General features: G+C 62.8%; 25 protein-coding genes. 6 read left to right on the forward strand and 19 right to left on the reverse strand.

The window, feature by feature from the left end:
• Positions 1 to 107: 107 nt before the first annotated feature.
• Entirely contained in the window at positions 108 to 1046 is a 939-nt protein-coding gene (locus tag PBDP_RS26025; protein ID WP_212801499.1) for a S66 peptidase family protein, read from the reverse strand.
• A gap of 151 nt (positions 1047 to 1197) precedes the next feature.
• Between PBDP_RS26025 and PBDP_RS30155 the strand changes: the two genes are divergently transcribed.
• Positions 1198 to 1323: a hypothetical protein gene (locus PBDP_RS30155; protein ID WP_283246404.1), complete on the forward strand. Its 126-nt coding sequence runs from the start codon at positions 1198 to 1200 to the stop codon at positions 1321 to 1323.
• A 659-nt stretch (positions 1324 to 1982) separates the two neighbouring features.
• Here PBDP_RS30155 and lipA read toward each other — a convergent pair.
• From lipA to PBDP_RS26085, 12 genes are all read right to left on the reverse strand, one after another.
• On the reverse strand, positions 1983 to 3005 hold the full coding sequence (lipA, locus tag PBDP_RS26030; RefSeq protein ID WP_109756285.1) for a lipoyl synthase: 1023 nt from the start codon (positions 3003 to 3005) through the stop codon (positions 1983 to 1985).
• Between the two features lies 1 nt (position 3006).
• A complete protein-coding gene (gene lipB / locus PBDP_RS26035) occupies positions 3007 to 3654 on the reverse strand; it encodes a lipoyl(octanoyl) transferase LipB (RefSeq protein ID WP_095963499.1) in 648 nt (215 codons plus the stop codon).
• Positions 3654 to 3929, reverse strand: a complete 276-nt coding sequence (locus PBDP_RS26040) for a DUF493 domain-containing protein (protein ID WP_003185772.1) — start codon at positions 3927 to 3929, stop codon at positions 3654 to 3656. Before PBDP_RS26040 ends, lipB begins: the two co-directional genes overlap by 1 nt.
• Before the next feature lie 81 nt (positions 3930 to 4010).
• Positions 4011 to 5168, reverse strand: a complete 1158-nt coding sequence (locus tag PBDP_RS26045; protein ID WP_060740482.1) for a D-alanyl-D-alanine carboxypeptidase family protein — start codon at positions 5166 to 5168, stop codon at positions 4011 to 4013.
• 168 nt (positions 5169 to 5336) lie between these two features.
• Positions 5337 to 6362, reverse strand: a complete 1026-nt coding sequence (locus tag PBDP_RS26050) for a septal ring lytic transglycosylase RlpA family protein (RefSeq protein ID WP_109756286.1) — start codon at positions 6360 to 6362, stop codon at positions 5337 to 5339.
• The gene (mltB, locus tag PBDP_RS26055; RefSeq protein ID WP_109756287.1) at positions 6362 to 7372 is read right to left on the reverse strand and encodes a lytic murein transglycosylase B; all 1011 of its coding nucleotides are present in this window, start codon (positions 7370 to 7372) and stop codon (positions 6362 to 6364) included. Before mltB ends, PBDP_RS26050 begins: the two co-directional genes overlap by 1 nt.
• Positions 7373 to 7389: 17 nt before the next feature.
• Positions 7390 to 8493 carry a rod shape-determining protein RodA gene (rodA, locus tag PBDP_RS26060; RefSeq protein WP_162893928.1) on the reverse strand — a complete coding sequence of 368 codons (1104 nt, stop codon included), beginning with the start codon at positions 8491 to 8493 and terminating at the stop codon, positions 7390 to 7392.
• Between the two features lie 31 nt (positions 8494 to 8524).
• Positions 8525 to 10420 (reverse strand): penicillin-binding protein 2, encoded by a 1896-nt coding sequence (gene mrdA / locus PBDP_RS26065; protein WP_163856508.1) that lies wholly within the window; start codon positions 10418 to 10420, stop codon positions 8525 to 8527.
• A 9-nt stretch (positions 10421 to 10429) separates the two neighbouring features.
• Positions 10430 to 10897: a 23S rRNA (pseudouridine(1915)-N(3))-methyltransferase RlmH gene (rlmH, locus tag PBDP_RS26070; RefSeq protein ID WP_003185785.1), complete on the reverse strand. Its 468-nt coding sequence runs from the start codon at positions 10895 to 10897 to the stop codon at positions 10430 to 10432.
• Between the two features lie 9 nt (positions 10898 to 10906).
• The gene (gene rsfS, locus PBDP_RS26075; RefSeq protein WP_109756290.1) at positions 10907 to 11401 is read right to left on the reverse strand and encodes a ribosome silencing factor; all 495 of its coding nucleotides are present in this window, start codon (positions 11399 to 11401) and stop codon (positions 10907 to 10909) included.
• Positions 11402 to 11472: 71 nt separating this feature from the next.
• Complete coding sequence (nadD, locus tag PBDP_RS26080; protein ID WP_109756291.1) at positions 11473 to 12159, reverse strand: nicotinate-nucleotide adenylyltransferase; 687 nt, start codon at positions 12157 to 12159, stop codon at positions 11473 to 11475.
• Between the two features lies 1 nt (position 12160).
• Positions 12161 to 13432 (reverse strand): glutamate-5-semialdehyde dehydrogenase, encoded by a 1272-nt coding sequence (locus PBDP_RS26085; RefSeq protein ID WP_212801500.1) that lies wholly within the window; start codon positions 13430 to 13432, stop codon positions 12161 to 12163.
• 196 nt (positions 13433 to 13628) lie between these two features.
• On the opposite strand from PBDP_RS26085, the gene PBDP_RS26090 reads away from it, so the two are divergent.
• Together PBDP_RS26090 and PBDP_RS26095 are read left to right on the forward strand one after the other, a co-directional pair.
• A complete protein-coding gene (locus PBDP_RS26090) occupies positions 13629 to 14306 on the forward strand; it encodes a DNA-3-methyladenine glycosylase (RefSeq protein ID WP_212801501.1) in 678 nt (225 codons plus the stop codon).
• Positions 14307 to 14483: 177 nt separating this feature from the next.
• A complete protein-coding gene (locus PBDP_RS26095; RefSeq protein WP_212801502.1) occupies positions 14484 to 15800 on the forward strand; it encodes a bifunctional DedA family/phosphatase PAP2 family protein in 1317 nt (438 codons plus the stop codon).
• A gap of 138 nt (positions 15801 to 15938) precedes the next feature.
• Here the strand turns inward: PBDP_RS26095 and PBDP_RS26100 are convergent, their stop codons facing one another.
• The 3 genes from PBDP_RS26100 to PBDP_RS26110 are packed head-to-tail and all read right to left on the reverse strand — an operon-like array spanning position 15939 to position 17618.
• On the reverse strand, positions 15939 to 16529 hold the full coding sequence (locus PBDP_RS26100; RefSeq protein WP_109756295.1) for an LON peptidase substrate-binding domain-containing protein: 591 nt from the start codon (positions 16527 to 16529) through the stop codon (positions 15939 to 15941).
• 10 nt (positions 16530 to 16539) lie between these two features.
• Positions 16540 to 17256, reverse strand: coding sequence for an LrgB family protein (locus PBDP_RS26105; RefSeq protein ID WP_109756296.1), 717 nt, complete (start codon positions 17254 to 17256; stop codon positions 16540 to 16542).
• Entirely contained in the window at positions 17253 to 17618 is a 366-nt protein-coding gene (locus PBDP_RS26110) for a CidA/LrgA family protein (protein WP_109756297.1), read from the reverse strand. The genes PBDP_RS26105 and PBDP_RS26110 overlap by 4 nt, the downstream gene beginning before the upstream one ends.
• Before the next feature lie 192 nt (positions 17619 to 17810).
• Here PBDP_RS26110 and PBDP_RS26115 point away from each other — a divergent pair, with 192 nt between their 5' ends.
• The 3 genes from PBDP_RS26115 (at position 17811) to PBDP_RS26125 (ending at position 20756) form a co-directional block, all read left to right on the forward strand.
• Positions 17811 to 18266, forward strand: a complete 456-nt coding sequence (locus PBDP_RS26115; protein ID WP_053125683.1) for a MaoC family dehydratase — start codon at positions 17811 to 17813, stop codon at positions 18264 to 18266.
• A 102-nt stretch (positions 18267 to 18368) separates the two neighbouring features.
• Positions 18369 to 20087 carry a C13 family peptidase gene (locus tag PBDP_RS26120; RefSeq protein ID WP_109756298.1) on the forward strand — a complete coding sequence of 573 codons (1719 nt, stop codon included), beginning with the start codon at positions 18369 to 18371 and terminating at the stop codon, positions 20085 to 20087.
• Positions 20088 to 20114: 27 nt separating this feature from the next.
• The gene (locus PBDP_RS26125) at positions 20115 to 20756 is read left to right on the forward strand and encodes an oxidoreductase (RefSeq protein WP_212801503.1); all 642 of its coding nucleotides are present in this window, start codon (positions 20115 to 20117) and stop codon (positions 20754 to 20756) included.
• Positions 20757 to 20936: 180 nt separating this feature from the next.
• Here PBDP_RS26125 and PBDP_RS26130 read toward each other — a convergent pair whose 3' ends face one another.
• From PBDP_RS26130 to mpl, 3 genes are read right to left on the reverse strand one after another with little or no spacing between them, the layout of a single operon-like run.
• Positions 20937 to 21221 (reverse strand): YceK/YidQ family lipoprotein, encoded by a 285-nt coding sequence (locus PBDP_RS26130; RefSeq protein WP_212801504.1) that lies wholly within the window; start codon positions 21219 to 21221, stop codon positions 20937 to 20939.
• Complete coding sequence (gene ubiX, locus PBDP_RS26135) at positions 21214 to 21861, reverse strand: flavin prenyltransferase UbiX (RefSeq protein WP_109756301.1); 648 nt, start codon at positions 21859 to 21861, stop codon at positions 21214 to 21216. The genes PBDP_RS26130 and ubiX overlap by 8 nt, the downstream gene beginning before the upstream one ends.
• Positions 21858 to 23207 carry a UDP-N-acetylmuramate:L-alanyl-gamma-D-glutamyl-meso-diaminopimelate ligase gene (gene mpl, locus PBDP_RS26140; RefSeq protein WP_134925974.1) on the reverse strand — a complete coding sequence of 450 codons (1350 nt, stop codon included), beginning with the start codon at positions 23205 to 23207 and terminating at the stop codon, positions 21858 to 21860. Before mpl ends, ubiX begins: the two co-directional genes overlap by 4 nt.
• Positions 23208 to 23282 lie beyond the last annotated feature (75 nt).

Here is a 23282-nt window from a genome sequence, read left to right on the forward strand (position 1 = left end):
GCTTATGGCCACTACCGCCATCGCGAGCAGGCTCGCTCCCACAGGTATTCCGATCAACCTGTGGGAGCGAGTCTGCTCGCGATGGCTGATTCGCAGGCGCTATATGACTAGCGACTGACTACCACATCCTGCTCCAACACCAACCTCTTCTCCCCCGCATCCAACGTCACCAATGCCCCCATGGGCAACGTCAGGTTCGGATCGCAATGCCCACTGCGCCAGCCCGACAACACCGGAATGCGCAATGGCTCGAAGGTCTGCTTGAGCAAGCGGTTCAACGCCTCGACATCGACCCCAGCCACATCCCCCACCAACACGCCGCGTAGCTTGTGCAACGTGCCGGCCAAGCGTAGTTGGGTCAGCAGCCGGTCGATACGATACAGCGGCTCGTTGACGTCTTCGATGAACAGGATCACCCCGTCGGCATCGATCTGATAAGGCGTGCCCATGGTCGCGGCGATGATCGACAGGTTGCCCCCCAGCAGACGCCCGTGGGCAATGCCCGGCTCGACGGTGGTCAATGGATATGCGGCGGGATGGTCCAGTGTACTACCGGCCTTCAACTGCCCATGCAGCAGGCTGAAAAACGAGGTGACGGTTGGGGGTTCCTTGTCACCCAGCAGATCGGCGTTGAGCAGCGGGCCGTGGAAGGTGACGAAGCCTGCGTAACGGCTGATGGCCAGATGTAGGGCGGTGATGTCGCTGTAGCCGATGAATGGCTTGGGGTTGCGTCGCAGGAGGTCGAAGTCGATGCGGTCCAGCAGGCGGGGCGTGCCGTAGCCGCCGCGCAGGCAGATGATGGCTTTGACTTCTGGGTCGGCGAAGGCGGCGTGCAGGTCGTTGAGACGTACTTCGTCGCTGCCGGCCAGGTAGTTGTCCTTTTCGTAGACGCCTGGGAATATTCGCAGCTCATGACCCCTTGCACGCATCCATTGGATGGCTTTGTCCGTGTTCAGCGGGGCGGGGCCGGCGGGGGCGATCACGGCGATCAGGCCTTCTGGCGGGAGTGCCGGGACGGGGTGATGGGGGGTTAAGGTGTGGGCCATGGGGTTCCCGGCTTTTTTGATCGTGTGTATATCCGTTTCTGCGGTAACGGCCACTTATGGTTCCGCTCTTACAGCGGGTCACTTTTGGAAAAGCGCCAAAAGTAACCAAAAACGCTTTGCCCCACCACTCGGTGCCTCGCCTAGGCTCGGCATGCCCTCACTCCGGCATTGCTCCGTGGGCCGCCGCGAAGGGCCATCCATGGCCCAGCGCGGCTATCCCGGCATCCATGCCGGGATGCCCACTGCGCAACGCCTGCGCTCGGCCAGCGTGGTTTAACGGGGCGTCAAGATCAAGATCAAGATCAAGATCCAAAGCAAAGCAAAGCAAAGCAAAGCAAAGCAAAGCAAAGCAAAGCAAAGCAAAGCAAAGCAAAGCAAAGCAAAGCAAAGCAAAGCAAGATCGGGATATATCCAGCATCTTTGTAGCTGAACCACCGCTATCGCGAGCAGGCTCGCTCCCACATGGGTTGTGGGTGCTCACAACATCCGCGCACGATACAAAACTTGTGGGAGCGGGCTTGCTCGCGAAGGCGTCAGCACATCCAACATCACCGCAAATTGACCCACCGCTTTCGCGAGCAAGCCCGCTCCCACAGGAGAAACGCGATCCCCCCAAACCAGGCCGGCTGCCAGGCCGCCTCGCGGTGGACGTTGATCTCGGGCGCCCCGTTAACCACGATGGCTGAACGCAGGCATTGGTTCGTGGGCAACCCGGCATGGATGCCGGGTTAGCCGCGCTGGGCCATGGATGGCCCTTCGCGGCGGCCCACGAACCAATGCCGGAGTGAAGGCATGCCGAGCCCTAGCGAGGCACCGAGTGGTGGGGCAAAAGCGTTTTGGTTACTTTTGCGCTCTTCAAAAGTGACCCGCCGTAAGGGCGGAACCCTAAGTAGCCGTTACCGAAGAAACGGATATACACACCACTCCAAAAACAAATCAGGACCCAAGCAGCTCAGCCTTGACCAACTTAGCCTGCTCATCCGCATGATACGAAGACCGCACCAACGGCCCCGAAGCAACGTTCTTGAACCCCATCTTGTACCCTTCCTCAGCAAACCAGGCAAAGGTATCCGGGTGCACAAAACGCTGCACCGGCAAGTGACTACGCGAAGGCTGCAGGTACTGCCCCAAGGTCAGCATATCGATGTCATGCTCACGCATGCGCTTCATGACCTCGATGACTTCCTCGTCGGTTTCCCCCAGGCCCAGCATCAAACCGGACTTGGTCGGGATGTGCGGCATCATCTGCTTGAAGCGTTGCAACAGGGTCAGCGACCACTGATAGTCCGAACCCGGACGCGCAGCCTTGTACAGGCGCGGCACGGTCTCCAGGTTGTGGTTGAACACATCCGGCGGCTCGGCAGCGGTGATTTCCAGGGCGATGTCCATGCGGCCACGGTAATCGGGCACCAGGGTTTCCAGCTGGACGTTCGGCGACAGCTTGCGGATCTCGCGGATGCAATCGGCGAAATGCTGGGCACCGCCATCACGCAGGTCGTCGCGGTCCACCGAGGTGATGACCACGTACTTGAGCTTCAGGTCGGCGATGGCGATGGCCAGGCTTTCTGGCTCATTCACGTCCAATGGTTTCGGACGGCCGTGGCCGACGTCACAGAACGGGCAGCGACGGGTGCAGATGTCGCCCATGATCATGAACGTGGCGGTGCCGCCAGAGAAGCATTCGCCCAGGTTCGGGCAGGAGGCTTCTTCGCAGACGCTGTGCAGCTTGTGCTTGCGCAGCAGGGCCTTGATCCGGTCGACTTCCGGGGACACCGGGATGCGCACGCGGATCCAGTCCGGTTTCTTCGGCAATTCGGTGGTCGGGATGATCTTGACCGGGATGCGTGCAACCTTCTCGGCGCCGCGCAGCTTGACGCCGGCCTCTACCTTGGCACGCGGGGCCGGACGCTCGGTGACGTCCTGCGTCGGGATAATGGTTTGCACTGCATCAGTAGTCATATCAGTCGATTCCGCCCGTGAGGGTCGTCTGCTCAGCATAGTCGAGGTGTTTGACGAGCTGCGCGCGCAGCCGGGCACTTACCTCGGCAAATTCAATCGATCCTGCGTGCTCGCTCAACTGGGTCATTGCCAGTCCAGCGTAGCCACAGGGATTAATCCGTCGAAATGGCGCAAGGTCCATGTCCACGTTCAAGGCCAGGCCATGAAACGAACAGCCGTGGCGGATCCGCAAACCCAGGGACGCGATTTTCGCCCCGTCGACGTAGACACCCGGCGCATCCGGCTTGGCCGCCGCCGTAACACCGTAGCTGGCCAGCAGCTCGATCAGGCATGTCTCCATGCGGGTGACCAGCTCGCGCACGCCAAACCCCAGCTTGCGCACATCCAGCAACAGATAGGCAACCAGTTGGCCAGGGCCATGGTAGGTCACCTGCCCGCCCCGGTCGACCTTCACCACCGGGATATCCCCCGGCAACAACAGGTGCTCGGCCTTGCCGGCCTGGCCCTGGGTGAACACCGGTGGGTGTTCCACCAGCCAGACTTCATCGTCGGCGGTGTTGCCGCGTTCGTTGGTGAAGCGTTGCATGGCATGCCAGACCGGCTCGTAGGCCATCGTGCCCAGCTCGCGAAAGCCCAGCGTGCCCGGCATCACAACACCATGTGCACGAAACCGGTCGCTCGCAGCTCGCTGTTGATGTCGTAGAGCTGTTCCTGGCCGGTGGCAATGATGTGCAACTGGATCGTCGTGTACTTGCCGTTGGTACTCTGGCGTTCGGCCAGGGTCTTGTGATCAACGGTGGCATGTTTTTCAAGGATCGCGATGATCCGGTCCTTGAAACCCACACCGGTGTCGCCAATCACCTTGATCGGATAATCCGCGCAAGGGAATTCGATTTTTGGCGCCTTTACTTCAGAGTCTGTCATGGCGTAACGGCCTCGTAAGCCGTGGTAACGCACATGGCCCCGCTCCGGATGGAAACGGGGCCATGCAGGTCAACACTTCAATCAGTTGAACAAGCCGTAGAAGAATAGACGGATGCTATCCCAGATGCGGCGGAAGATACCACCTTCCTCGACCGCGTCCAGAGCGATCAGGTCAGCGCTGTGCACCACTTTGTCGTCCAGTTTGACTTCGACTTTACCGATCACGTCGCCCTTGGCGATGGGAGCGGTCAGTTGCGGGTTCATGGTCATGCTGGCAGCGAGCTTCTTGAGCTGGCCCTTGGGCAGGGTCATGGTCAGGTCCTGGGCCAGGCCGGCCTTGACCTGGTTGCTCGAGCCTTTCCAGACCTGGGCCTGGGCCAGTTCGGTGCCCTTCTGGTAGAAGGTCTGGGTTTCGAAGAAGCGGAAGCCATAGGTCAACAGCTTCTGGGTCTCGGCGGCACGGGCCACTTCGCTGCTGGTGCCGAAGACGACGGCGATCAGGCGCATGCCGTCACGCACCGCCGAAGACACCATGCAGTAGCCGGCTTCGTCGGTGTGACCGGTCTTCAGGCCATCGACGGTCTTGTCGCGCCACAGCAGCAGGTTGCGGTTAGGCTGCTTGATGCCGTTCCAGAAGAATTCCTTCTGGGAGTAGATGGCGTAGTGCGCCGGGTCTTCATGGATGATTGCCCGGGCCAACAGCGCCATGTCGTGAGCCGAGGAATAGTGCTCAGGGTTCGGCAGGCCGGTGGGGTTCATGAAGTGGCTGTTGGTCATGCCCAGGTCGGCCACGGTTTTGTTCATCATGTCGGCGAACGCATCTTCGCTGCCGGCGATGTGCTCGGCCAGGGCGACGCTGGCGTCGTTGCCGGACTGGATGATGATGCCGTGCAGCAGGTCGCTGACGGTCACTTGCGAACCGACCTTGATGAACATCCGCGAACCGCCGGTGCGCCAGGCGTTTTCGCTGACGGTCACCGGATCGTTTTCACCGATCTGGCCGCGACGGATCTCCAGGGTGGCGATGTAGGCGGTCATCAGCTTGGTCAGGCTGGCCGGTGGCAGGCGCTGGTCACCGTTGTTCTCTACCAGCACCTCGCCGCTGCTGGCATCCATGAGCACAAAGGATTTGGCAGCCAATTGAGGCGGGGCCGGCATCATCTCGACCGCGAACGCGGCCGGTGAGAGAAGCAGCGGGACTAGCAGGCAAAGGCGTTTGGCAAAGGTGGTGATGTTCATCCGTCTCTCGAAATCGCTAATGGGACTTGCCCGAAGGCAAAACTAAAACAGGCAGCCTTCTAACGGGTTGCCGCGTATTTAAGTTGCTCACTCACACCCTTGCCGGGCTTTTATTATTCATGGAGCCAACAACCTGACCCGCTCCAACCGCAAGCGGGCCTCAATCAATCACTCGGCGGTGACCAGGCTCGGCGAACCGAGATTGGCCAGGCGCACACTGTTCTGCACTTGCTGGACTTCACCCGGAGAACCGATCGGCCCCAGGCGCACCCGATGCAGTGTCTGCTGGTTGCGCACGATCGAGCTGATGAACACCGGGGCGCTCACCATCGAGCTCAGCTTCGACCGGAGCAGCTCGGCAGCGTCCGGGTTGGCGAACGCGCCCACTTGCAGAAACTGGCCAGACGCTGGTGCAGAAGCGTTTTTTTTTGCATCGATCTGTACCGGCAGCACGGCCGCGGCATGTTGCTGCGGCGGCGGTGTCCACTGCTCGACCGTGCCGGTGGACGCCGTCACGGTCGGCGCGGCATTTTGCGCCACTTTCGGCTCGTTGAGCATCAAAGGCGCCGGACGGCCACGTTGGGCCCACCATTCCTGCGGGTCGATGCCTTCGACCTTGACCCGGGCGGTGCCGATTTCAGCGTAACCGAGTTTTTTCGCCGCCGCATACGACAGGTCGATGATACGGTCGGAATAGAACGGCCCACGGTCATTGACCCGCAGAATCACGCTCTTGTTGTTGTCCAGGTTGGTCACCCGCACATAGCTGGGCAGCGGCAAGGTCTTGTGGGCCGCGCTCATGCCATACAGGTCATACACTTCGCCATTGGCGGTGTTCTGGCCGTGGAACTTGGTGCCATACCAGGACGCCGTGCCCGAAGCCACGTAGCGCTTGGAGTCGGCCATCGGGAAATAGGTCTTGCCCAGCACCGTGTACGGGTTGGCCTTGTAGGGGCCGGTGTGCAGGGTCGGCGTGGCGTCGGGAATGCGCGAGACGTCCACGTCCCACCATGGCGCGCCGTCCTTGTGGGCCCGGTTGATGTCCAGGCCCGGCGTCGCGCGCACGGCAGTGGTGTTTTTCTGGGTCGGCGCGCGGCTGGTCGAACAACTGACGACCAACAACGACAGCGCAGCCAATGCCACGAGCTTGAGGGGCTTGGCTTTCAGGGGTTGATAGGTAGGCATTGCCCGCATTATTTGACGCCCCGTGCTTTGACCAGCTCTTCAGACAGTTGATATACAGCCATGGCGTACATCACGCTGCGGTTATAACGCGTAATCGCGTAGAAATTCTTCAGGCCCATCCAGTATTCGGGACCTTGTTCGCCTTCCAGGCGCATCGCGGTGACCGGCATGTCGTCACGCAGCGCATCATGACTCGACCAGCCCAGGGCCCGCAACTCCCCGACGGTTTTCGTCGGCTCGATGCCCTCGGTCAGGCCCTCGTCCACCTGCTCGCCACGCACGTCGGCACGGCTGACCACCGGCTGGCCGGCTTCCCAGCCGTGGCGCTTGAAATAGCTGGCGACACTGCCGATGGCGTCGGTCGGGTTGGTCCAGATATTGATGTGGCCGTCGCCGTCAAAGTCCACCGCATAGGCGCGGAAACTGCTGGGCATGAATTGCGGCAGGCCCATGGCCCCGGCATAGGAGCCCTTGAGGGTCAGCGGATCGACCTGCTCTTCGCGGGCCAGCAACAGGAACTCGCGCAGCTCCTTGCGGAAGAACTCGGCGCGCGGCGGGTAATCGAAACCCAGGGTCGACAGCGCGTCGATCACCCGGAAATTCCCGGTATTGCGGCCAAAGAAGGTCTCCACGCCAATGATCGACACAATGAACTGGGCCGGCACGCCGTATTCCTGCTCGGCCCGGGCCAGGGCCGCCTCATGCTGGCGCCAGAAGTCCACGCCCCGGGCGATACGCGCCTCGGTGATGAACATCGGCCGGTACTCGCTCCACTGCTTGACCCGCTCGGCAGGCCGAGAGATGGCGTCGAGGATCGATTGCTTGCGTTCGGCCTCGCGAAACACCCCCATCAGCTGCTCGCCGGCAAAACCGTAGTCGCGGGTCATCTCACCGACGAATTCGGCCACCTGGGGCGAACCTTCGTATTCGCCCGCCAAGGCATGCGATGCACTGCCCAGGAAGCCGACCAGGCCGATCCACGGCGCATATCGCGTCGACCAGCCACGCATTGCTTGCATTGAACTCTTCACCTTATTCAAACCTGTGCGATCCACTTGCGATGCGTATGAATCGACATCAAAACCCCAAACGCTGACAGTAGTGTCACCAGCGAAGTTCCTCCGTAGCTAATGAATGGCAACGGCACCCCCACGACCGGCAACAGGCCACTGACCATACCGATGTTGACGAAAACATAAACAAAAAACGTCATGGTCAGGCTGCCCGCCAGCAACTTGCCGAACAACGTCTGGGCCTGGGCGGTGATCACCAGCCCGCGGCCGATCAGCAGCAGGTAGATCAGCAGCAGCACGCAGATGCCCACCAGGCCGAACTCCTCGCCCATCACGGCGATGATGAAGTCGGTGTGGCTTTCCGGCAAAAAGTCCAGGTGCGACTGGGTGCCCATCAGCCAGCCCTTGCCGAACACCCCGCCGGAGCCGATGGCGGCCTTGGACTGGATGATGTTCCAGCCGGTGCCCAGCGGATCGCTCTCCGGGTCGAGGAAAGTCAGGATTCGCTGCTTCTGGTAGTCGTGCATCACGAAGTACCACATGGCCACCGACACCGGCACCGCGATGGCGATCACGCTGAGGATCCAGCGCCAGCGCAACCCGCCCATGAACAGCACGAAAGCACCGCCGGCCAGGATCAGCAGCGAAGTGCCAAGGTCCGGCTGGCGCACGATCAGGATGAACGGGATGCCGATCAGCAACAGGCTGATGCACACGTGCTTGAGCTGCGGCGGCAAGGAGCGCTTGGACAGGTACCAGGCGATGGTCGCCGGCATGATGATCTTGAGGAATTCCGAAGGCTGGAAGCGGATCACCCCGGGAATGTTGATCCAGCGGGTGGCGCCCATGGCGTTGTGGCCCATTACGTCCACCACCACCAGCAGGCTCACGCCCACTACATACGCCAGCGGCACCCAGCGGGCCATGAATCGCGGTTCGAGCTGGGCGATGACGATCATCGAAACCAGGCCGATCCCGAACGAGGTGGCCTGCTTGGCCAGCAGGTCCCAGCTCTTGCCACTGGCCGAATACAGCACGAACAGGCTGCCGGCGGCCAGGGTCAGCAGCAGGATCAGCAACGGACCGTCGATGTGCATGCGCTGCAACAAGGTGGCCCGGCGGCGCATCACATCCTCGCTGGAGAGGATCCGGTCGAAATTATTCTTCACGGGCCGTAGCCTCCGCGGTGGTGGGGCTTGCGTATTCAGGCTTGAGCTGGCCGTGCTCATCCAGCAACCAGGCGTCCATGATCTGGCGCACCACTGGCGCGGCGACGCCAGAGCCGGACTCCCCGTTCTCGACCATCACCGACACAACGATTTTCGGGTTGTCGGCGGGCGCGAAACCAACGAACAAGGCGTGGTCGCGGTGGCGTTCCTGGACCTTGGAGCGGTCGTATTTCTCGCCCTGCTTGATAGCGACGACCTGGGCCGTACCGCTCTTGCCGGCAATGCGGTATTGCGCGCCGATAGCCGCCTTGCGGGCGGTGCCCCGGGCACCGTGCATCACCTGCTGCATACCGTTGTTGACCTTCTGCCAGTCCGACGGATTGCGCAGGATGATGTCCGGCATCGGATTCGGGTCTACCGGCTTCTGGCCTTCGATGGTCTTGGCCAGGTGCGGGCGATACCACTTGCCCTTGCTCGCCACCAGGGCCGTGGCCTGGGCCAGTTGCAGCGGCGTGGCCTGCATGTAGCCCTGGCCGATCCCCAGGATCAGGGTTTCACCGGGGAACCAGGCCTGGCGACGGGTCGCGCGCTTCCACTCCCGGGACGGCATCAAACCGGGGGATTCTTCGAACATGTCCAGCGAGACTTTCTGGCCGATGCCGAACTTGCCCAGGTAGGACGACAGCCGATCGATCCCCAGCTTGTGGGCCAGGTCATAGAAGTAGGTGTCGTTGGACCGCATGATCGCCGTTTCCAGGTCCACATAACCGTCGCCGGTGCGGTTCCAGTTACGGTACTTGTGGTCATAGTTGGGCAGCATGTAGTACCCGGGGTCGTAGACCCGGCTCGAAGCGTTGACCACGCCAGAGTCCAGCCCGGCAATCGCTACAGCCGGCTTGATGGTCGAGCCCGGCGGATAGAGGCCGCGCAGCACGCGGTTGAACAGCGGCCGGTCGATGGAGTCGCGCAACTCGGCGTAGGCCTTGAAGCTGATGCCGGTGACGAACAGGTTCGGGTCGAAACTCGGCTGGCTGACCATCGCCAGCACCTCGCCAGTATTCGGGTCCAGCGCCACCACGGCGCCACGACGCCCGCCCAGCGCCGCTTCGGCGGCCTCTTGCAGCTTGATGTCCAGGCTCAGGACGATGTCCTTGCCAGGAATCGGGTCGGTACGCTTGAGCACCCGCAAGACGCGGCCGCGGGCGTTGGTCTCGACTTCCTCGTAACCCACCTGGCCATGCAGCTCGGGCTCGTAGAAGCGCTCGATGCCGGTCTTGCCGATGTGGTGGGTGCCGCTGTAATTCACCGGATCGAGGGTCTTGAGCTCTTTCTCGTTGATCCGCCCCATGTAGCCAACCGAGTGGGCGAAGTGCGGCCCCTGGGGATAGTGCCGCACCAGTTGCGCCACCACCTCGACGCCGGGCAGGCGGAACTGGTTCACGGCGATCAGGGCGATCTGCTCTTCGGTCAGCTCGAACAGGATCGGCACCGGCTCGAACGGCCGTCGGCCCTGGCGCATGCGCTTCTCGAAGATCGCCCGGTCCTCGGGGGTCAGTTGCAGCACTTCGACGATCACGTCGAGCACATGCTGCCAATCTCCGGAGCGCTCGCGGGTCATGCTCAGGCTGAAGCTGGGCCGGTTATCCGCCACCACCACGCCGTTGCGGTCGAAGATCAGCCCGCGGGTCGGCGGAATCGGTTGCACATGCACCCGGTTGTTTTCCGACAGGGTCGAGTGGTACTCGTACTGGATCACCTGGAGGAAATACAGCCGCGCAATCAGCACGCCGATCAGCGTCACCACGGTAATGGCGCCGAACACGACGCGGCCCCGCACCAGGCGGGCGTCTTTTTCGTGGTCCTTGATGCGGATCGGCTGAGGCATGGGGCAGGATTACTTGTGGTAAGGGTGCCCGGACAGGACTGTCCAGGCACGATACAGCTGTTCGCCGATCAGGATCCGCACCAGCGGGTGTGGCAACGTCAACGGCGACAACGACCAGCGCTGATCGGCCCGGGCACAGACTTCCGGCGCCAGCCCTTCCGGGCCACCGACCATGAAATTGACCGTGCGCGAGTCCAGCCGCCAGCGATCGAGCTCCACCGCCAGTTGCTCGGTGCTCCAGGGCTTGCCGTGGACTTCGAGGGTGACAATGCGCTCGTTCGGCCCGACCTTGGCCAGCATGGCTTCGCCTTCCTGGCGGATGAAGCGCGCCACGTCGGCGTTCTTGCCACGGGTGTTGAGCGGAATTTCCACCAGTTCCAGGGCCAGCTCGGACGGAAGACGCTTGGCATATTCATGCCAGCCTTCTTCCACCCACTTGGGCATGCGAGAACCGACGGCGATCAGGCGCAGTCGCACAGCGGTCCCTTATTGCTGGTCTTTGTTGAGCTTGGTGAAGTGCTCATGGGGATTTTCCGGGCTGTGGTGCGCGGCGCTGGCCGAACGGCTCTGCTCGGCACCGGCCCACAGGCGCTCCAGGTCGTAGAACTGGCGCGCCGAGGCGGTCATCATGTGCACGATGACGTCGTCCATGTCCAGCAGCACCCAGTCGCTGTCGCCCTTGCCTTCTTCACCCAGCGGCTTGACGCCCTTGGCCTTGACCGCTTCGCGGACCTTGTCCAGCATCGCGCCGATCTGGCGGTTGGAAGTACCGGTGGCGATGATCATGTAGTCCGTGATGCTCTGCTTTTCACGAACGTCGATCACCTGGATGTCCTGGGCCTTGACGTCTTCCAGGGCCGCCACGGCCACCTTGACCAGCTCTTCGCCGGCCAGTGCCACGCCAGTATGGGCTTCTACGGGCAGCGGGGCGCTTTTGAACGTGCCTTTGCGCTTTACTTTGTTTACGTCTTTGTCAGTCATATAAAACTCGTTTTGCTCGTATGTTCGGGCGCTTCGCTACACGCATTCACGTGCCTTGAAGCGCGCCTTTTTCAGTTCGACGCACGGTACAGCCCGTGCGCATCGATGTAGGCCAGGACCGCGTCGGGCACCAGGAAACGTACCGACTTACCGCTGGCCAGCAGTTGACGGATCTGGGTGGCGGATACCGCGAGCGGCGTCTGCCAGACGAATGCAATCTGTCCGCTCGGCCCTTTCAGGGCCAGCGGGTCGCTCACCGAGCGGGCCGCCAGCAGGTTGCGCAAGGCATCCGGCGGCTCGCTGTCGGCATCCGGGCGTTGCAGCACCAGGATGTGGCAATGCTGGAGCAACTCTTCCCAGCGATGCCAAGTGGGCAGGCCGCAAAATGCGTCCCAGCCCAGAAGCAGAAAAACCTGGGCATCGGCGGCCAGTTCGGCACGCATCAGCTCCAGGGTATCAATGGTGTAGGACGGTTTGTCCCGCTGCAATTCGCGGGCGTCCACCACCAACGGTGCCACACCGGCCACCGCGCACTCGACCATCGCCAAGCGGTCTTGCGCCGACACCTGTGGCGTGTCCCGGTGAGGCGGCCTGGCGCTGGGCGTCAGGCGTAGCTCATCGAGGACCAGGGCATCGGCAACTTCCAGCGCACCGCGCAAATGACCGATGTGCACCGGATCGAACGTGCCGCCCAGGATACCGATGCGCCGGGGCGCAGTTGTCGTCGTCACTGCGGCTGACGGGTCGAGGTCGCCCAAGTCAGGCCGGCTCCTGTCCGCGCAACTGGCCGTCACCGACCACGATGTACTTCTCGCAGGTCAGGCCTTCCAGGCCGACCGGGCCGCGGGCGTGCAGCTTATCAGTAGAAATGCCGATCTCGGCACCCAATCCGTATTCGAAGCCATCGGCGAAGCAGGTCGGGGTGTTGATCATCACCGACGCCGAATCCACTTCGGCCACGAACCGCCGGGTTTCGCCCTGGTGCTCACTGACGATGGAATCGGTGTGGTGCGAGCCGTGGCGATTGATGTGCTCGATGGCCTCGTCCAGCCCGTCGACCACGCGGATCGACAGGATCGGTGCCAGGTATTCGGTGTTCCAGTCTTCTTCCGTGGCAACCGCGGCTTCGATGATCGCCCGGGTGCGCTCGCAACCACGCAGTTCGACGCCTTTTTCGCGGAACTGGGCGGCCATCGATGGCAGGAAGGCCTGGGCAACGGCTTGGTCCACCAGCAGGGTTTCCATTGCACCGCAGATACCGTAGCGGTAGGTCTTGGCGTTGAAGGCAATGCGCTGGGCCTTCGGCAGTTCGGCGTGGGCACTTACATAGACATGACAGATGCCGTCCAGGTGCTTGATCACCGGCACGCGGGCGTCACGGCTGACCCGTTCGATCAGGCCCTTGCCGCCACGGGGCACGATGACATCGACGAACTCGGGCATGGTGATCAGCGCACCGACTGCGGCACGATCGGTGGTTTCCACCACTTGCACCACGGCCGCTGGCAGCTCGGCCTCGGCCAGGCCGCGCTGGATGCAGGCGGCGATGGCGCGGTTGGAGTGGATAGCCTCGGAGCCGCCACGCAGGATGGTCGCGTTGCCCGACTTCAGGCACAGGCTCGCGGCGTCGATGGTCACGTTCGGCCGCGACTCGTAGATGATCCCGACCACGCCCAGGGGCACGCGCATCTTGCCAACCTGGATGCCCGACGGCCGGTAGCTCATGTCGCGGATCGCCCCGACCGGATCCGGCAGGGCCGCGACCTGACGCAGACCGACGATCATGCCGTCGATGCGGGCCGGAGTCAGCGCCAGGCGCTCGAGCATGGCCGGCTCCAGACCATTGGCCCGACCAGCGGCCAGGTCCAGTTCGTTGGCAGCGGACAATTCGGCGCGCGCAGCGTCCAGCGCATTGGCGGCGGCCTGCAGGGCGCGGTTTTTCTGCGCGGTGCTGGCACGGCCGATGATGCGCGACGCTTCGCGAGCGGCGCGACCCAGGCGGGTCATGTAGTCAAGAACGGACTCAGTCATGGTCTGTGTGGTCTTGGCAAAGAGGAAAGCGGCAGATTATAGCTGTCGTAACCCTCGACTAACAGCATGGACTCGCAGTGGTGACCGGCGGAGGAGCAAAACAGGCGTAAACAGCCTGTTGAAGCGAGTGTTCAGCGGTGATTAAGCTTTCCATTGCTATCATCGCGCTTCCTTTGGCCTCACTTCGTCTATCGCCATGACCGATTTGCCATCGCCCAACGCCCTGCCCCACGCCTTTTTCGATCGCGACGCCCAGGTGCTTGCCAAAGACCTGCTGGGCAAAGTCATTCGCCACAAGGTCGGTGACTTGTGGCTCAGCGCGCGGATCATCGAGACCGAGGCGTACTACTTTGCCGAAAAGGGCAGCCACGCCTCGCTGGGCTACACAGAAAAACGTAAGGCTTTGTTTCTGGATGGCGGCCACATCTATATGTACTACGCCCGGGGCGGCGATTCGTTGAACTTCAGCGCTCAGGGACCCGGCAATGCGGTGCTGATCAAATCGGCGTACCCATGGGTCGACACCGTCTCCGGCCCGGCGAGCCTGGCGCAGATGCTGCTGAACAACCCCGACGCCCAGGGCCGGCCACGCACGCCGCAGAAACTCTGTGCCGGTCAGACGCTGCTGTGCAAGGCGTTGGGGCTGAAAGTGCCGGACTGGGACGCCAAACGCTTCGACCCCGAGCGCTTGCTGGTGGAAGATGTCGGCGTGCCGACGGTCAACGCGATCCAGACCACCCGCCTGGGCATCCCCCAGGGCCGGGATGAACACCTGCCCTACCGTTTTGTCGATGCCGCCTATGCCCCGTGGTGTACCCGTAACCCGTTGCGGCGAGGGCAGGTCGAAGGGCGTGATTATTTTTTGCTGTCCTGATGCAATACCGCATACCCCTGTGGGAGCGGGCCTGTGGGAGCAAGGCTTGCCCGCGATGCAGGCGACACGGATCAACAATAAGGTCGCGTCATCGTTCGTCGCGAGCAAGCTTTGCTCCCACAAGCTCTCCCCACAGTAAAAAATGCATGCCAATCACTATTCAATGGAGTTGTTCTTATGGGCCCATGGCTCGATAGCATCACCAGCTGGCTGACCGTCAACCCGCAGTGGCTGGCGGTGGCGGTGTTCATCGTCGCCTGTGTGGAGTGCCTGGCCATTGCCGGGTTGATCGTGCCGGGGACCGTGCTGTTGTTTGCCATAGCCGTGCTGGCCGGCAGCGGCGCGTTGTCCTTGGGCGAGACGTTGCTGCTGGGCCTGCTCGGTGGTTTGCTGGGGGACCTGGTGTCGTACTTCCTCGGCCGGCATTTCCATCAGAACATCCGGCGCCTGCCGGGGCTGCGGCATCACCCTGAATGGATGAGCGCTGCGGAGAGCTATTTCCAGCGCTACGGCGTCGCCAGCCTGCTGGTGGGCCGTTTTATCGGCCCGCTACGGCCAATGCTGCCGATGGTGGCCGGGATGTGCGACATGCCATTCCCGCGCTTCGCCGCCGTCAGCGTGTTGGCCGCGGCGGGCTGGACCGTGGCCTACCTGCTGCCGGGCTGGGCCACCGGGGCGGCGTTTCGCCTGCCGCTGCCCGAAGGTTTCTGGCCACAGGCCGGCGTGGTCATCGGCAGCATCGCAGTGATGATCGGGCTGAGCGTCAACAGCAGCCTGCGTCGCCATCGCCATGCCACGGCGCTGATCGCAGGCCTTGGCCTGGTGATCCTGATTGGCCTGTTCATTGGCTTCCGCTACCTGACGGCATTCGACCAGGGCCTGATGGCGCTGGTCCAGGAACATCGCAGCGCGACGCTGGATGAAATCGCCGTGACCTTCACGCTGATCGGCGAATTCCGCTACATGCTGATTGTCTGCAGCCTGCTGACCGGGCTACTGCTGTTGGCACGGCAATGGCGGCAGGCAATCTTTGCCGGGGGCACGATGCTGCTCACATCCCTGGCCAATACCGGCAGCAAACATTTCTTCGCCCGCGTACGCCCGGAAATCCTCACCGACCCACTGACCAGCTACAGCATGCCCAGCGGCCACTCCTCCGGGGCATTCGCACTGTTCCTGACCCTCGCCGTCCTGGCCGGCCGCGGTCAACCACCGCGCCTGCGCCTGACCTGGTTGCTGCTGGGCTGCCTGCCGGCGCTGGCCATTGCCCTGTCGCGGGTCTACCTGGGGGCGCATTGGCCGAGCGATATCGTCGCCGGCGCCATGCTCGCCGCCTGCATCTGCGCCGCCATCCTGTGGCTGAGCCAGCGCCAGACTCCGCTGCCGGCCATGCCGCCGAAGGTCTGGTGGCTGATCCTGCCGGCGCTGGTGGCGGTGTTCAGCTTCTTCGCGCTGCGGCACTTGCCGCATGCGATGTTGCGGTATGCCTATTGAGACCTGGAGCCCCCCTGTGGGAGCGAGCCTGCTCGCGATTGCGGTGCGTCAGTCGACATCAAGCATGCTGACCCGGCGCCATCGCGAGCAGGCTCGCTCCCACAAGGGTTCTGAGTCCTTCCGGTGAATGCGCGTGTTTCAGGCGAAGAGCTCGCCCTGCAATTCATCGAGCAACGCCTGGATCGCATCCAGCCGCTGCTGGGGATCATCGAGTTGCAACAGGTCGATCTTGTCCAGTTCATTGAACGGCAGCAGGTAGGCCAACTGATTGGCCAGCGACTGCTGGCCGGTCGCTTCGGTGCCCATGTTCAAGGCCTCGACCATCGGGTGCTCGGCCAGGGCCTTGAGCAGCGCCACCAGGTCGGCGTCTTCATCTTGCAGCGGTTGCTCCGGTTCTTCCTCCAGCCACTCGACCTCGGCGACCGTCAGTTGATCCGCCTGGACGCTGCTGCCATGCACGATGAAGCGCCGCCCGCCCCGCACGCGAATGCCCAGCAGACCATTGTCCTGCTGGGAGAAGTCGGTGATACACGCTTCACAACCGACCCGCGCATAGCCTTCGGGGGCGATGCCGACTTCCTCGCCATCGAGGATGCACACCACGCCGAAGCCTTCGCCCTTTTTCATGCAGCGCCCGATCATGTCGAGGTAACGCGCCTCGAAAATCTGCAAGTCGAGGATGCAACCGGGGAACAGCACGGTGTTCAACGGGAAAAGCGGCAAGCTCATAACCAATTCCTTAAACCGTCATCGACACCACCAACGGCAGCAGCACCGCCGTGGCCACGCCCATCAGACTCATCGCCAGCGCCGCAAAGGCACCCGACTCCTCGCTTTCCTGCAACGCCACCGACGTACCTACCGCATGGGCTGCCAACCCCAGGGCCATGCCCCGGGCCTCAGGGCTATGGACACCCAAGCGGGTCAGAATACTCGGACCGAGGATCGCCCCGAGTACACCGGTAATCAACACGAACACCGCCGCCATGGCCGCCACGCCACCGATCTGCTCGGCCACCAACATGGCAATCGGCGACGTCACCGACTTGGGCGCCATGGTCATCAGAATCATGTGCTCGGCACCGAAGGCCCAGCCCAACACCACCGCAGAGCCCGTGGCAAACACCCCGGCTATCACCAGCGTAGTAAAAATCGGCCAGAACAACTGCCGGATCCGTCGCAGGTTCAAATACAGCGGTACCGCCAGGGCGACCGTGGCCGGGCCCAGCAGGATGCTGAGGATCTCGGTGCTCTTGCGGTATTCGGCGTAGCCGATGCCGCAACCGACCAACACGCCGATCAACAGCACCATGGACATCAACACCGGTTGCAGGAACACCCAGCGGGTCTTTTCGAAGGCCGCCAGCACCAATTGATAGGCGCCCAGGGTAATACCGATGCCGAACAGCGGATGGTGGATCACCGAGTTCCAGGCGCCCTGCCAGTCGAGCATCATTGGCGGTCCTCCGGGGCGGCGACGTGACGGCGGGCCAGGCGCTGCATCAGCACCCCTGTCAGCGCCACGGACAGCACCAGAGACAAAGTCAACGCGCCAACGATGGCCCAGAAATCGGCGGCTATCGCCCCGGCGTAGACCATCACCCCCACTGCGGGCGGCACCAGCAGCAACGGCAGGTAGCGCAGCAGGCTGCCGGCGGCCAGGTTCAACGGCTCGCTGACTTCGCCGCGCACCACCAGATAGCCCAGCAACAGCAGCAGGCCAACGATTGGCCCGGGCAGCACCGGCAAGAACAAATGATTGATCGCAGTGCCCAGCAATTGGAACAGCACCAGCCAGGTCAGGCCCCGTAGCAACATCCGCTCTCTCCCCTGCAACACTTACTCAAAGAATGCGCCGGCATTATAAGCATGCCCGCGCTATGGTTCGGCATTCGTAAAAAGCATGTTCAGTGACCTTACGTGCACGCCATGTTGATCTACAGTGGTTCTCCGGGGACGCAGATCCCCGTTCCAGAAAAAGCACAACAGATGAACCCAAGGAGAGTCTCAATGCCTTACGTCCCCGTTGCAGCGCTCAAAGATTATGTCGGCAAGGAACTTGGACGTTCCGAATGGCTCACTATCGATCAGGACCGCATCAACCTGTTCGCCGAAGCCACTGGCGACTTTCAGTTCATCCACGTCGATCCGGTCAAGGCCGCGCAGACCCCGTTCGGCAGCACCATCGCCCACGGTTTCCTGTCGCTGTCGCTGATGCCCAAGCTGATGGAAGACATCCTGATCCTGCCCGAGGGCGTGAAGATGGTCGTCAACTACGGCCTGGACAGCGTGCGTTTCATCCAGCCGGTGAAGGTCGACTCCAAGGTCCGGCTCAAGGTCGACCTGGTGGACGCCACCGAGAAAAAACCCGGCCAATGGCTGCTCAAGGCCACCGCCACCCTGGAGATCGAAGGCTCGGAAAAACCGGCCTACATCGCCGAGCCGCTGTCGCTCTGCTTCGTGTAAACCTGCGCGGTCGCGAAACCGCTCAGGCAGTTTCGCATCGCTTCTCTGTATCCAAGGGGCATAGCTGCGGCATACTCGTGGCCTGATGACCTGGATCCCGTTATGCGCTTATTCGTCCCACTGACCCTGACCCTGTTGCTCACCGCCTGCGGCGACGGCGAATCGCCGCTGCCTCCCGACGCGCGCCTGCCCGACGGCGGCCGCTATCGCGGCGACCTCGTGGACGGGCTGCTCCAGGGCCAGGGACGCATCGACTACCCCAATGGCAGTTGGTATGCCGGGCAGTTCGACAAAGGCCAGTGGCACGGCACTGGGGAATGGCATGGCAGCAACGGCGAGGTCTATCGCGGCCAGTTCCAGCAAGGCCTGTTCCACGGCCAGGGCAGCCTGACCACACCGACCAGCAGCTACACCGGCGGCTTCAAGCTGGGGCGACGGGACGGTGAAGGAACGCTCAAGGAAAACGGCATGACCTACCGGGGCGAGTTCAAGGCCGACCGCTATTCCGGCCTCGGACGCCTGGAACTCGACGACGGCAGCCAGTACCAAGGCCCGTTCGCCAACGGTAAGCCCAACGGTGAAGGCCAGCGCTTCGATGCCAGCGGCAACCAGTTCACCGGGAAATTCGTCGATGGACAGCTGCAGGGCAAAGGCACTTTCAACAGCGCCGACGGCGATGTCTATGTCGGCGGCTTCAAGAACAACCAGCTCAACGGTCGCGGTCGCTACGAAAATGCCGACGGCGATGTCTGGATCGGCCAGTTCAAGGACGGCGCGCTGACCGGCAAGGGCGAATTGATCGGTGCCGACGGCAGCCACTATCTCGGTCATTTCAAGGATTGGCGCTTTACCGGCGAGGGTCGCCTGAACCTGCCCGACGGCAGCTTCTACATCGGCCAGTTCGAAAACGATAGTTACCACGGCCGTGGCACCCTGGCGCTGACCGACGGCACGGTACAAAGCGGCACCTGGGCCAACGGCCAACGGGTGCGCGACGCCGATGGACGGCTGCTGCCGGATGTACTCGAACTCGGCCTGCTGGCCCAGGGCCGCCTGCTGGAGGATGCCTTGGCCAATATCCCGGCCTCGACGCCAGCGGTGGAGCTGTACAGCCTGACCCTGGGCGGCGATGGCAAACAAAGCGTGTTCCTGCGTGAATCCGACTACGTCGCCAACATGCTCAACAGCCGTTTCGGCGCGTTCGGACAGATCCGCCTGGTGAACCACCGTGACCACCTCGGCGACCGGCCCATGGCCAGCCGCGAAAGCCTGCGCCGCGCCGCCGCCACCCTGGCCGAACGCAGTGGCCCGGAAGACCTGATCTTCATCTATCTGACCAGCCACGGCACCAGCGAACACGAACTGGTGCTCGACCAGCCGCGCATGGAACTGGCCGACCTGCCTGCCGATGAACTGGCGGTGGTGCTGGCACCACTGAAGAACCGCGACAAGATCGTGGTGATCTCGGCGTGCTACTCCGGTGGTTTCATCCCGGCGCTCAAGGATGAGCGCACGCTGATCATGACCGCGTCCCGGGCCGACCGCGTGTCCTTCGGCTGCTCCGAGGAGGCCAACTTCACCTATTTCGGCGATGCCCTGTTCGCCCAGGCGCTGAACCAGACCGACGACCTGGAGCAGGCCTTCAAACGGGCCAAGGCCACCGTGGCCGAACGAGAACAGGCGGACAATTTCGAAGCGTCCGAACCGCAGATGTGGGCGCCCAGGACGGTTCTCTCTCACTGGCAACTGCTGCGCAAACAGCAGGCACGTAAAGCATTGCAAAGTGCTGCATTGAACGACGAGGCCACAAAGAGCAACTAAGCTGAATCGTATCAAGGGGGAAACACCATGTACTTGACGCCTCAGCATGTTTTGCTTGCCGGAGCCACCGGGTTGACCGGGGAACACCTACTGGACCGGCTGCTCAACGAGCCGACCATCTCCCGGGTCCTGGCCCCCACTCGCCGGCCGCTGGCCGAGCATCCACGCCTGGAAAATCCGGTCGGGGAACCGGCACAGGTGCTGCCACAACTCAGCGGCCAGGTCGACATCGCCTTTTGCTGCCTGGGCACGACCATCAAGAAAGCCGGCTCCGAACAAGCCTTTCGCGCGGTGGACCTGGACCTGGTGGTGGCGTTTGCCAAACGCGCCCGGGAACTCGGGGCACGGCACTTGATCGTGATCAGCGCCTTGGGGGCCGACTCGAAGTCATCGATTTTCTATAACCGGGTCAAAGGTGAAATGGAAGCCGCGCTCAAGGCCCAGGACTGGCCGCAACTGACCATCTGCCGCCCTTCCCTGCTGCTGGGCGACCGCGTCGAACCGCGCCTGGCCGAGCAACTGGCCGGGCCGTTGTCGAAGCTGATCCCGGGCAAATACCACGGCATCGAAGCCTGCCAACTGGCCCGCGCCATGTGGCGACTGGCGCTGGAAGAGCAGGATGGGGTGCGGGTGGTGGAGTCGGATGAGTTGCGCAAGCTTGGTAAGTGAGGCGCAATCATTGTGGCGAGGGGATTTATCCCCGCTGGGCCGCGAAGCGGCCCCCAATTAATCTCAACTCGGTTTCAACTGGTTGCCCAGCAGTGATGGCTCAATTCTTGGGACTGCTTCGCAGTCCAGCGGGGATAAATCCCCTCGCCACAGATAAATCCTTTAGGACAGTTAGATCTTTTACAACCCACCCGTAGCCTGAAATCCCACACCTATCGCCGTGAACAACGACAACGGCAACAGCAAGGTATCCAGCAGCGCGCTACCCGGCAGATCCAGCCCTGGGTAACTCGGCGCCTCGGCCCCAAAGCGGTCCTTGGCGCAGCAGCCACCATTGAGAGCGTAGAGGTCCAGGCGCGTGCCCGCGTACACCACCGGCGCGCCAGGCTTGGCGGCGTCGAGGGTGCGGGCGGTGGCGCAGCCGGTCAGTTGCAGCGCCAGCAGCACCACCAGGAGCTTATTCATCGCTGCTCAAATGATGCTCGCCCCAGCGCGGCAGCATGTCCTGGGGGATGTTCAGCAGATTGAGAATCCGCGCGACCACGAAATCGATCAGGTCGTCGATGGTCTGCGGCTGGTGATAAAACCCCGGCGAAGCTGGCAGGATGGTCACGCCCATGTTCGACAGCTTGAGCATGTGCTCCAGATGAATGCTCGAATACGGCGCTTCCCGCGGCACCAGGATCAGTTGGCGGCGCTCCTTCAGCGTCACGTCCGCGGCCCGCTCGATCAGGTTGTTGCAGGCGCCGGTGGCAATCGCCGACAGCGTCCCGGTGGAACACGGCACCACCACCATCGCCGCCGGCGCACCGGAGCCCGATGCAACGGGCGACATCCAGTCTTCCTTGCCATACACACGAATCTGCCCCGCCGCCGCACCGGTGTATTCGGTGAGGAAGGCCTGCATCATCTGGGTCTTGGCCGGCAGGGTCACGTCGGTTTCGGTGGCGATCACCAGTTGCGCGGCCTTGGAGATCAGGAAGTGCACCTCGCGGTCTTCACGCACCAGGCAATCGAGCAGGCGCAAGCCGTACTGGGCGCCGGAGGCACCGGTCATCGCCAGCGTGATGCGGTCGGGGCCATTGCTCTCCAAGCGAGTGTTCATTTCAGCGCCTCGGCCAGTTTGCCGTGCAGGCCGCCGAAGCCGCCGTTACTCATGATCACCACGTGGGTGCCGGGTTGGGCCTGGCTTTTCACCCGCTCGATGATACCTTCCAGGGAATCGCTGACAATCGACGGCACCGAGCACAGCGCGGCGGTGGCGCCGAGGTCCCAGCCGAGGTTGGCCGGCGCGTACCAGATCACCTGGTCGGCATCGACCACGCTTTCCGGCAGGCCGTCGCGGTGGGCGCCGAGTTTCATGGAGTTGGAGCGTGGCTCGATGATCGCGATCAACGGTGCGTCACCGATGCGCTTGCGCAGCCCATCAAGGGTGGTGGCGATGGCGGTCGGATGGTGGGCGAAGTCGTCATAGATGGTGATGCCGCGCACCTCGGCGACTTTCTCCATGCGCCGCTTCACGCTCTTGAACGCGCTCAACGCGGCAATGCCCATGGACGGCACCACGCCAACATGCCGGGCCGCCGCGAGGGTCGCCAGGGCGTTGGCGACGTTGTGCTGGCCGGTCATGTCCCACTCGACCACGCCTTGGGACACGCCCTCGAACAGCACTTCGAACTGCGAACCGTCGTCCTTGAGCAACTTCACCTGCCACTGCCCACCCGCGCCGGTGGTTTGCACCGGGGTCCAGCAGCCCATCTCGATCACCCGCTGCAACGCCGGCTCGGTGGTCGGATGGATGACCAGGCCTTCACTCGGGATAGTGCGGACCAAATGGTGGAACTGCCGCTCGATGGCTGGCAGATCGGGGAAGATGTCCGCATGATCGAACTCAAGGTTGTTGAGGATCGCCGTGCGTGGACGGTAGTGGACGAATTTCGAGCGCTTGTCGAAAAACGCGCTGTCGTATTCGTCGGCCTCGATCACGAAGAACGGCGTGCCGCCCAGGCGCGCCGACACCGAGAAATTCTGCGGCACACCGCCGATCAAAAAGCCCGGGCTCATGCCGGCGTGCTCCAAAACCCAGGCGAGCATGCTGCTGGTGGTGGTCTTGCCGTGGGTGCCGGCCACGGCCAGGACCCAACGGCCCTGCAACACGTGATCGGCCAGCCACTGCGGGCCCGACACGTAGGGCAGGCCTTTGTTGAGCACGTACTCCACCGCCGGGTTGCCACGGGACATGGCGTTGCCGATGACCACCAGGTCTGGCGCCGGGTCCAGCTGCGCCGGGTCGTAGCCTTGGGTCAGCTCAATGCCCTGGGCCTCCAGCTGTGTGCTCATCGGCGGGTAGACGTTGGCGTCGGAACCGGTCACGTGATGACCCAGTTCCTTGGCCAGGACCGCCATCGAACCCATGAAAGTGCCGCAAATACCGAGAATATGGATGTGCATAGTCGACCTCGTAAAACATGGCCGCAGGTTAGCGTAGGGAGGGGGAAATCGCACCTTGTGTTTCGACTTCACCTC

The sequence above is a fragment of the Pseudomonas sp. St290 genome, from assembly GCF_018325805.1.
In the GTDB taxonomy this organism is placed as follows: Bacteria; Pseudomonadota; Gammaproteobacteria; order Pseudomonadales; family Pseudomonadaceae; genus Aquipseudomonas; species Aquipseudomonas bijieensis.

Excerpts from the sequence above, each read along its gene's own strand:
- PBDP_RS26090 (WP_212801501.1), top strand. The coding sequence starts at position 13,629 with ATGACCGATTTGCCATCGCCCAACGCCCTGCCCCACGCCTTTTTCGAT.
- mltB (WP_109756287.1), bottom strand. The coding sequence starts at position 7,372 with ATGCAAGCAATGCGTGGCTGGTCGACGCGATATGCGCCGTGGATCGGC.
- PBDP_RS26130 (WP_212801504.1), bottom strand. The coding sequence starts at position 21,221 with ATGAATAAGCTCCTGGTGGTGCTGCTGGCGCTGCAACTGACCGGCTGC.
- ubiX (WP_109756301.1), bottom strand. The coding sequence starts at position 21,861 with ATGAACACTCGCTTGGAGAGCAATGGCCCCGACCGCATCACGCTGGCG.
- lipB (WP_095963499.1), bottom strand. The coding sequence starts at position 3,654 with ATGCCGGGCACGCTGGGCTTTCGCGAGCTGGGCACGATGGCCTACGAG.
- PBDP_RS26100 (WP_109756295.1), bottom strand. The coding sequence starts at position 16,529 with ATGAGCTTGCCGCTTTTCCCGTTGAACACCGTGCTGTTCCCCGGTTGC.
- PBDP_RS26120 (WP_109756298.1), top strand. The coding sequence starts at position 18,369 with ATGCGCTTATTCGTCCCACTGACCCTGACCCTGTTGCTCACCGCCTGC.
- PBDP_RS26040 (WP_003185772.1), bottom strand. The coding sequence starts at position 3,929 with ATGACAGACTCTGAAGTAAAGGCGCCAAAAATCGAATTCCCTTGCGCG.
- PBDP_RS26105 (WP_109756296.1), bottom strand. The coding sequence starts at position 17,256 with ATGATGCTCGACTGGCAGGGCGCCTGGAACTCGGTGATCCACCATCCG.
- PBDP_RS30155 (WP_283246404.1), top strand. The coding sequence starts at position 1,198 with ATGCCCTCACTCCGGCATTGCTCCGTGGGCCGCCGCGAAGGGCCATCC.
- PBDP_RS26110 (WP_109756297.1), bottom strand. The coding sequence starts at position 17,618 with ATGTTGCTACGGGGCCTGACCTGGCTGGTGCTGTTCCAATTGCTGGGC.
- PBDP_RS26115 (WP_053125683.1), top strand. The coding sequence starts at position 17,811 with ATGCCTTACGTCCCCGTTGCAGCGCTCAAAGATTATGTCGGCAAGGAA.
- rsfS (WP_109756290.1), bottom strand. The coding sequence starts at position 11,401 with ATGACTGACAAAGACGTAAACAAAGTAAAGCGCAAAGGCACGTTCAAA.
- PBDP_RS26025 (WP_212801499.1), bottom strand. The coding sequence starts at position 1,046 with ATGGCCCACACCTTAACCCCCCATCACCCCGTCCCGGCACTCCCGCCA.
- mpl (WP_134925974.1), bottom strand. The coding sequence starts at position 23,207 with ATGCACATCCATATTCTCGGTATTTGCGGCACTTTCATGGGTTCGATG.
- rodA (WP_162893928.1), bottom strand. The coding sequence starts at position 8,493 with ATGCGCCGCCGGGCCACCTTGTTGCAGCGCATGCACATCGACGGTCCG.
- PBDP_RS26125 (WP_212801503.1), top strand. The coding sequence starts at position 20,115 with ATGTACTTGACGCCTCAGCATGTTTTGCTTGCCGGAGCCACCGGGTTG.
- mrdA (WP_163856508.1), bottom strand. The coding sequence starts at position 10,420 with ATGCCTCAGCCGATCCGCATCAAGGACCACGAAAAAGACGCCCGCCTG.
- PBDP_RS26095 (WP_212801502.1), top strand. The coding sequence starts at position 14,484 with ATGGGCCCATGGCTCGATAGCATCACCAGCTGGCTGACCGTCAACCCG.
- PBDP_RS26045 (WP_060740482.1), bottom strand. The coding sequence starts at position 5,168 with ATGAACATCACCACCTTTGCCAAACGCCTTTGCCTGCTAGTCCCGCTG.
- PBDP_RS26050 (WP_109756286.1), bottom strand. The coding sequence starts at position 6,362 with ATGCGGGCAATGCCTACCTATCAACCCCTGAAAGCCAAGCCCCTCAAG.
- PBDP_RS26085 (WP_212801500.1), bottom strand. The coding sequence starts at position 13,432 with ATGACTGAGTCCGTTCTTGACTACATGACCCGCCTGGGTCGCGCCGCT.
- lipA (WP_109756285.1), bottom strand. The coding sequence starts at position 3,005 with ATGACTACTGATGCAGTGCAAACCATTATCCCGACGCAGGACGTCACC.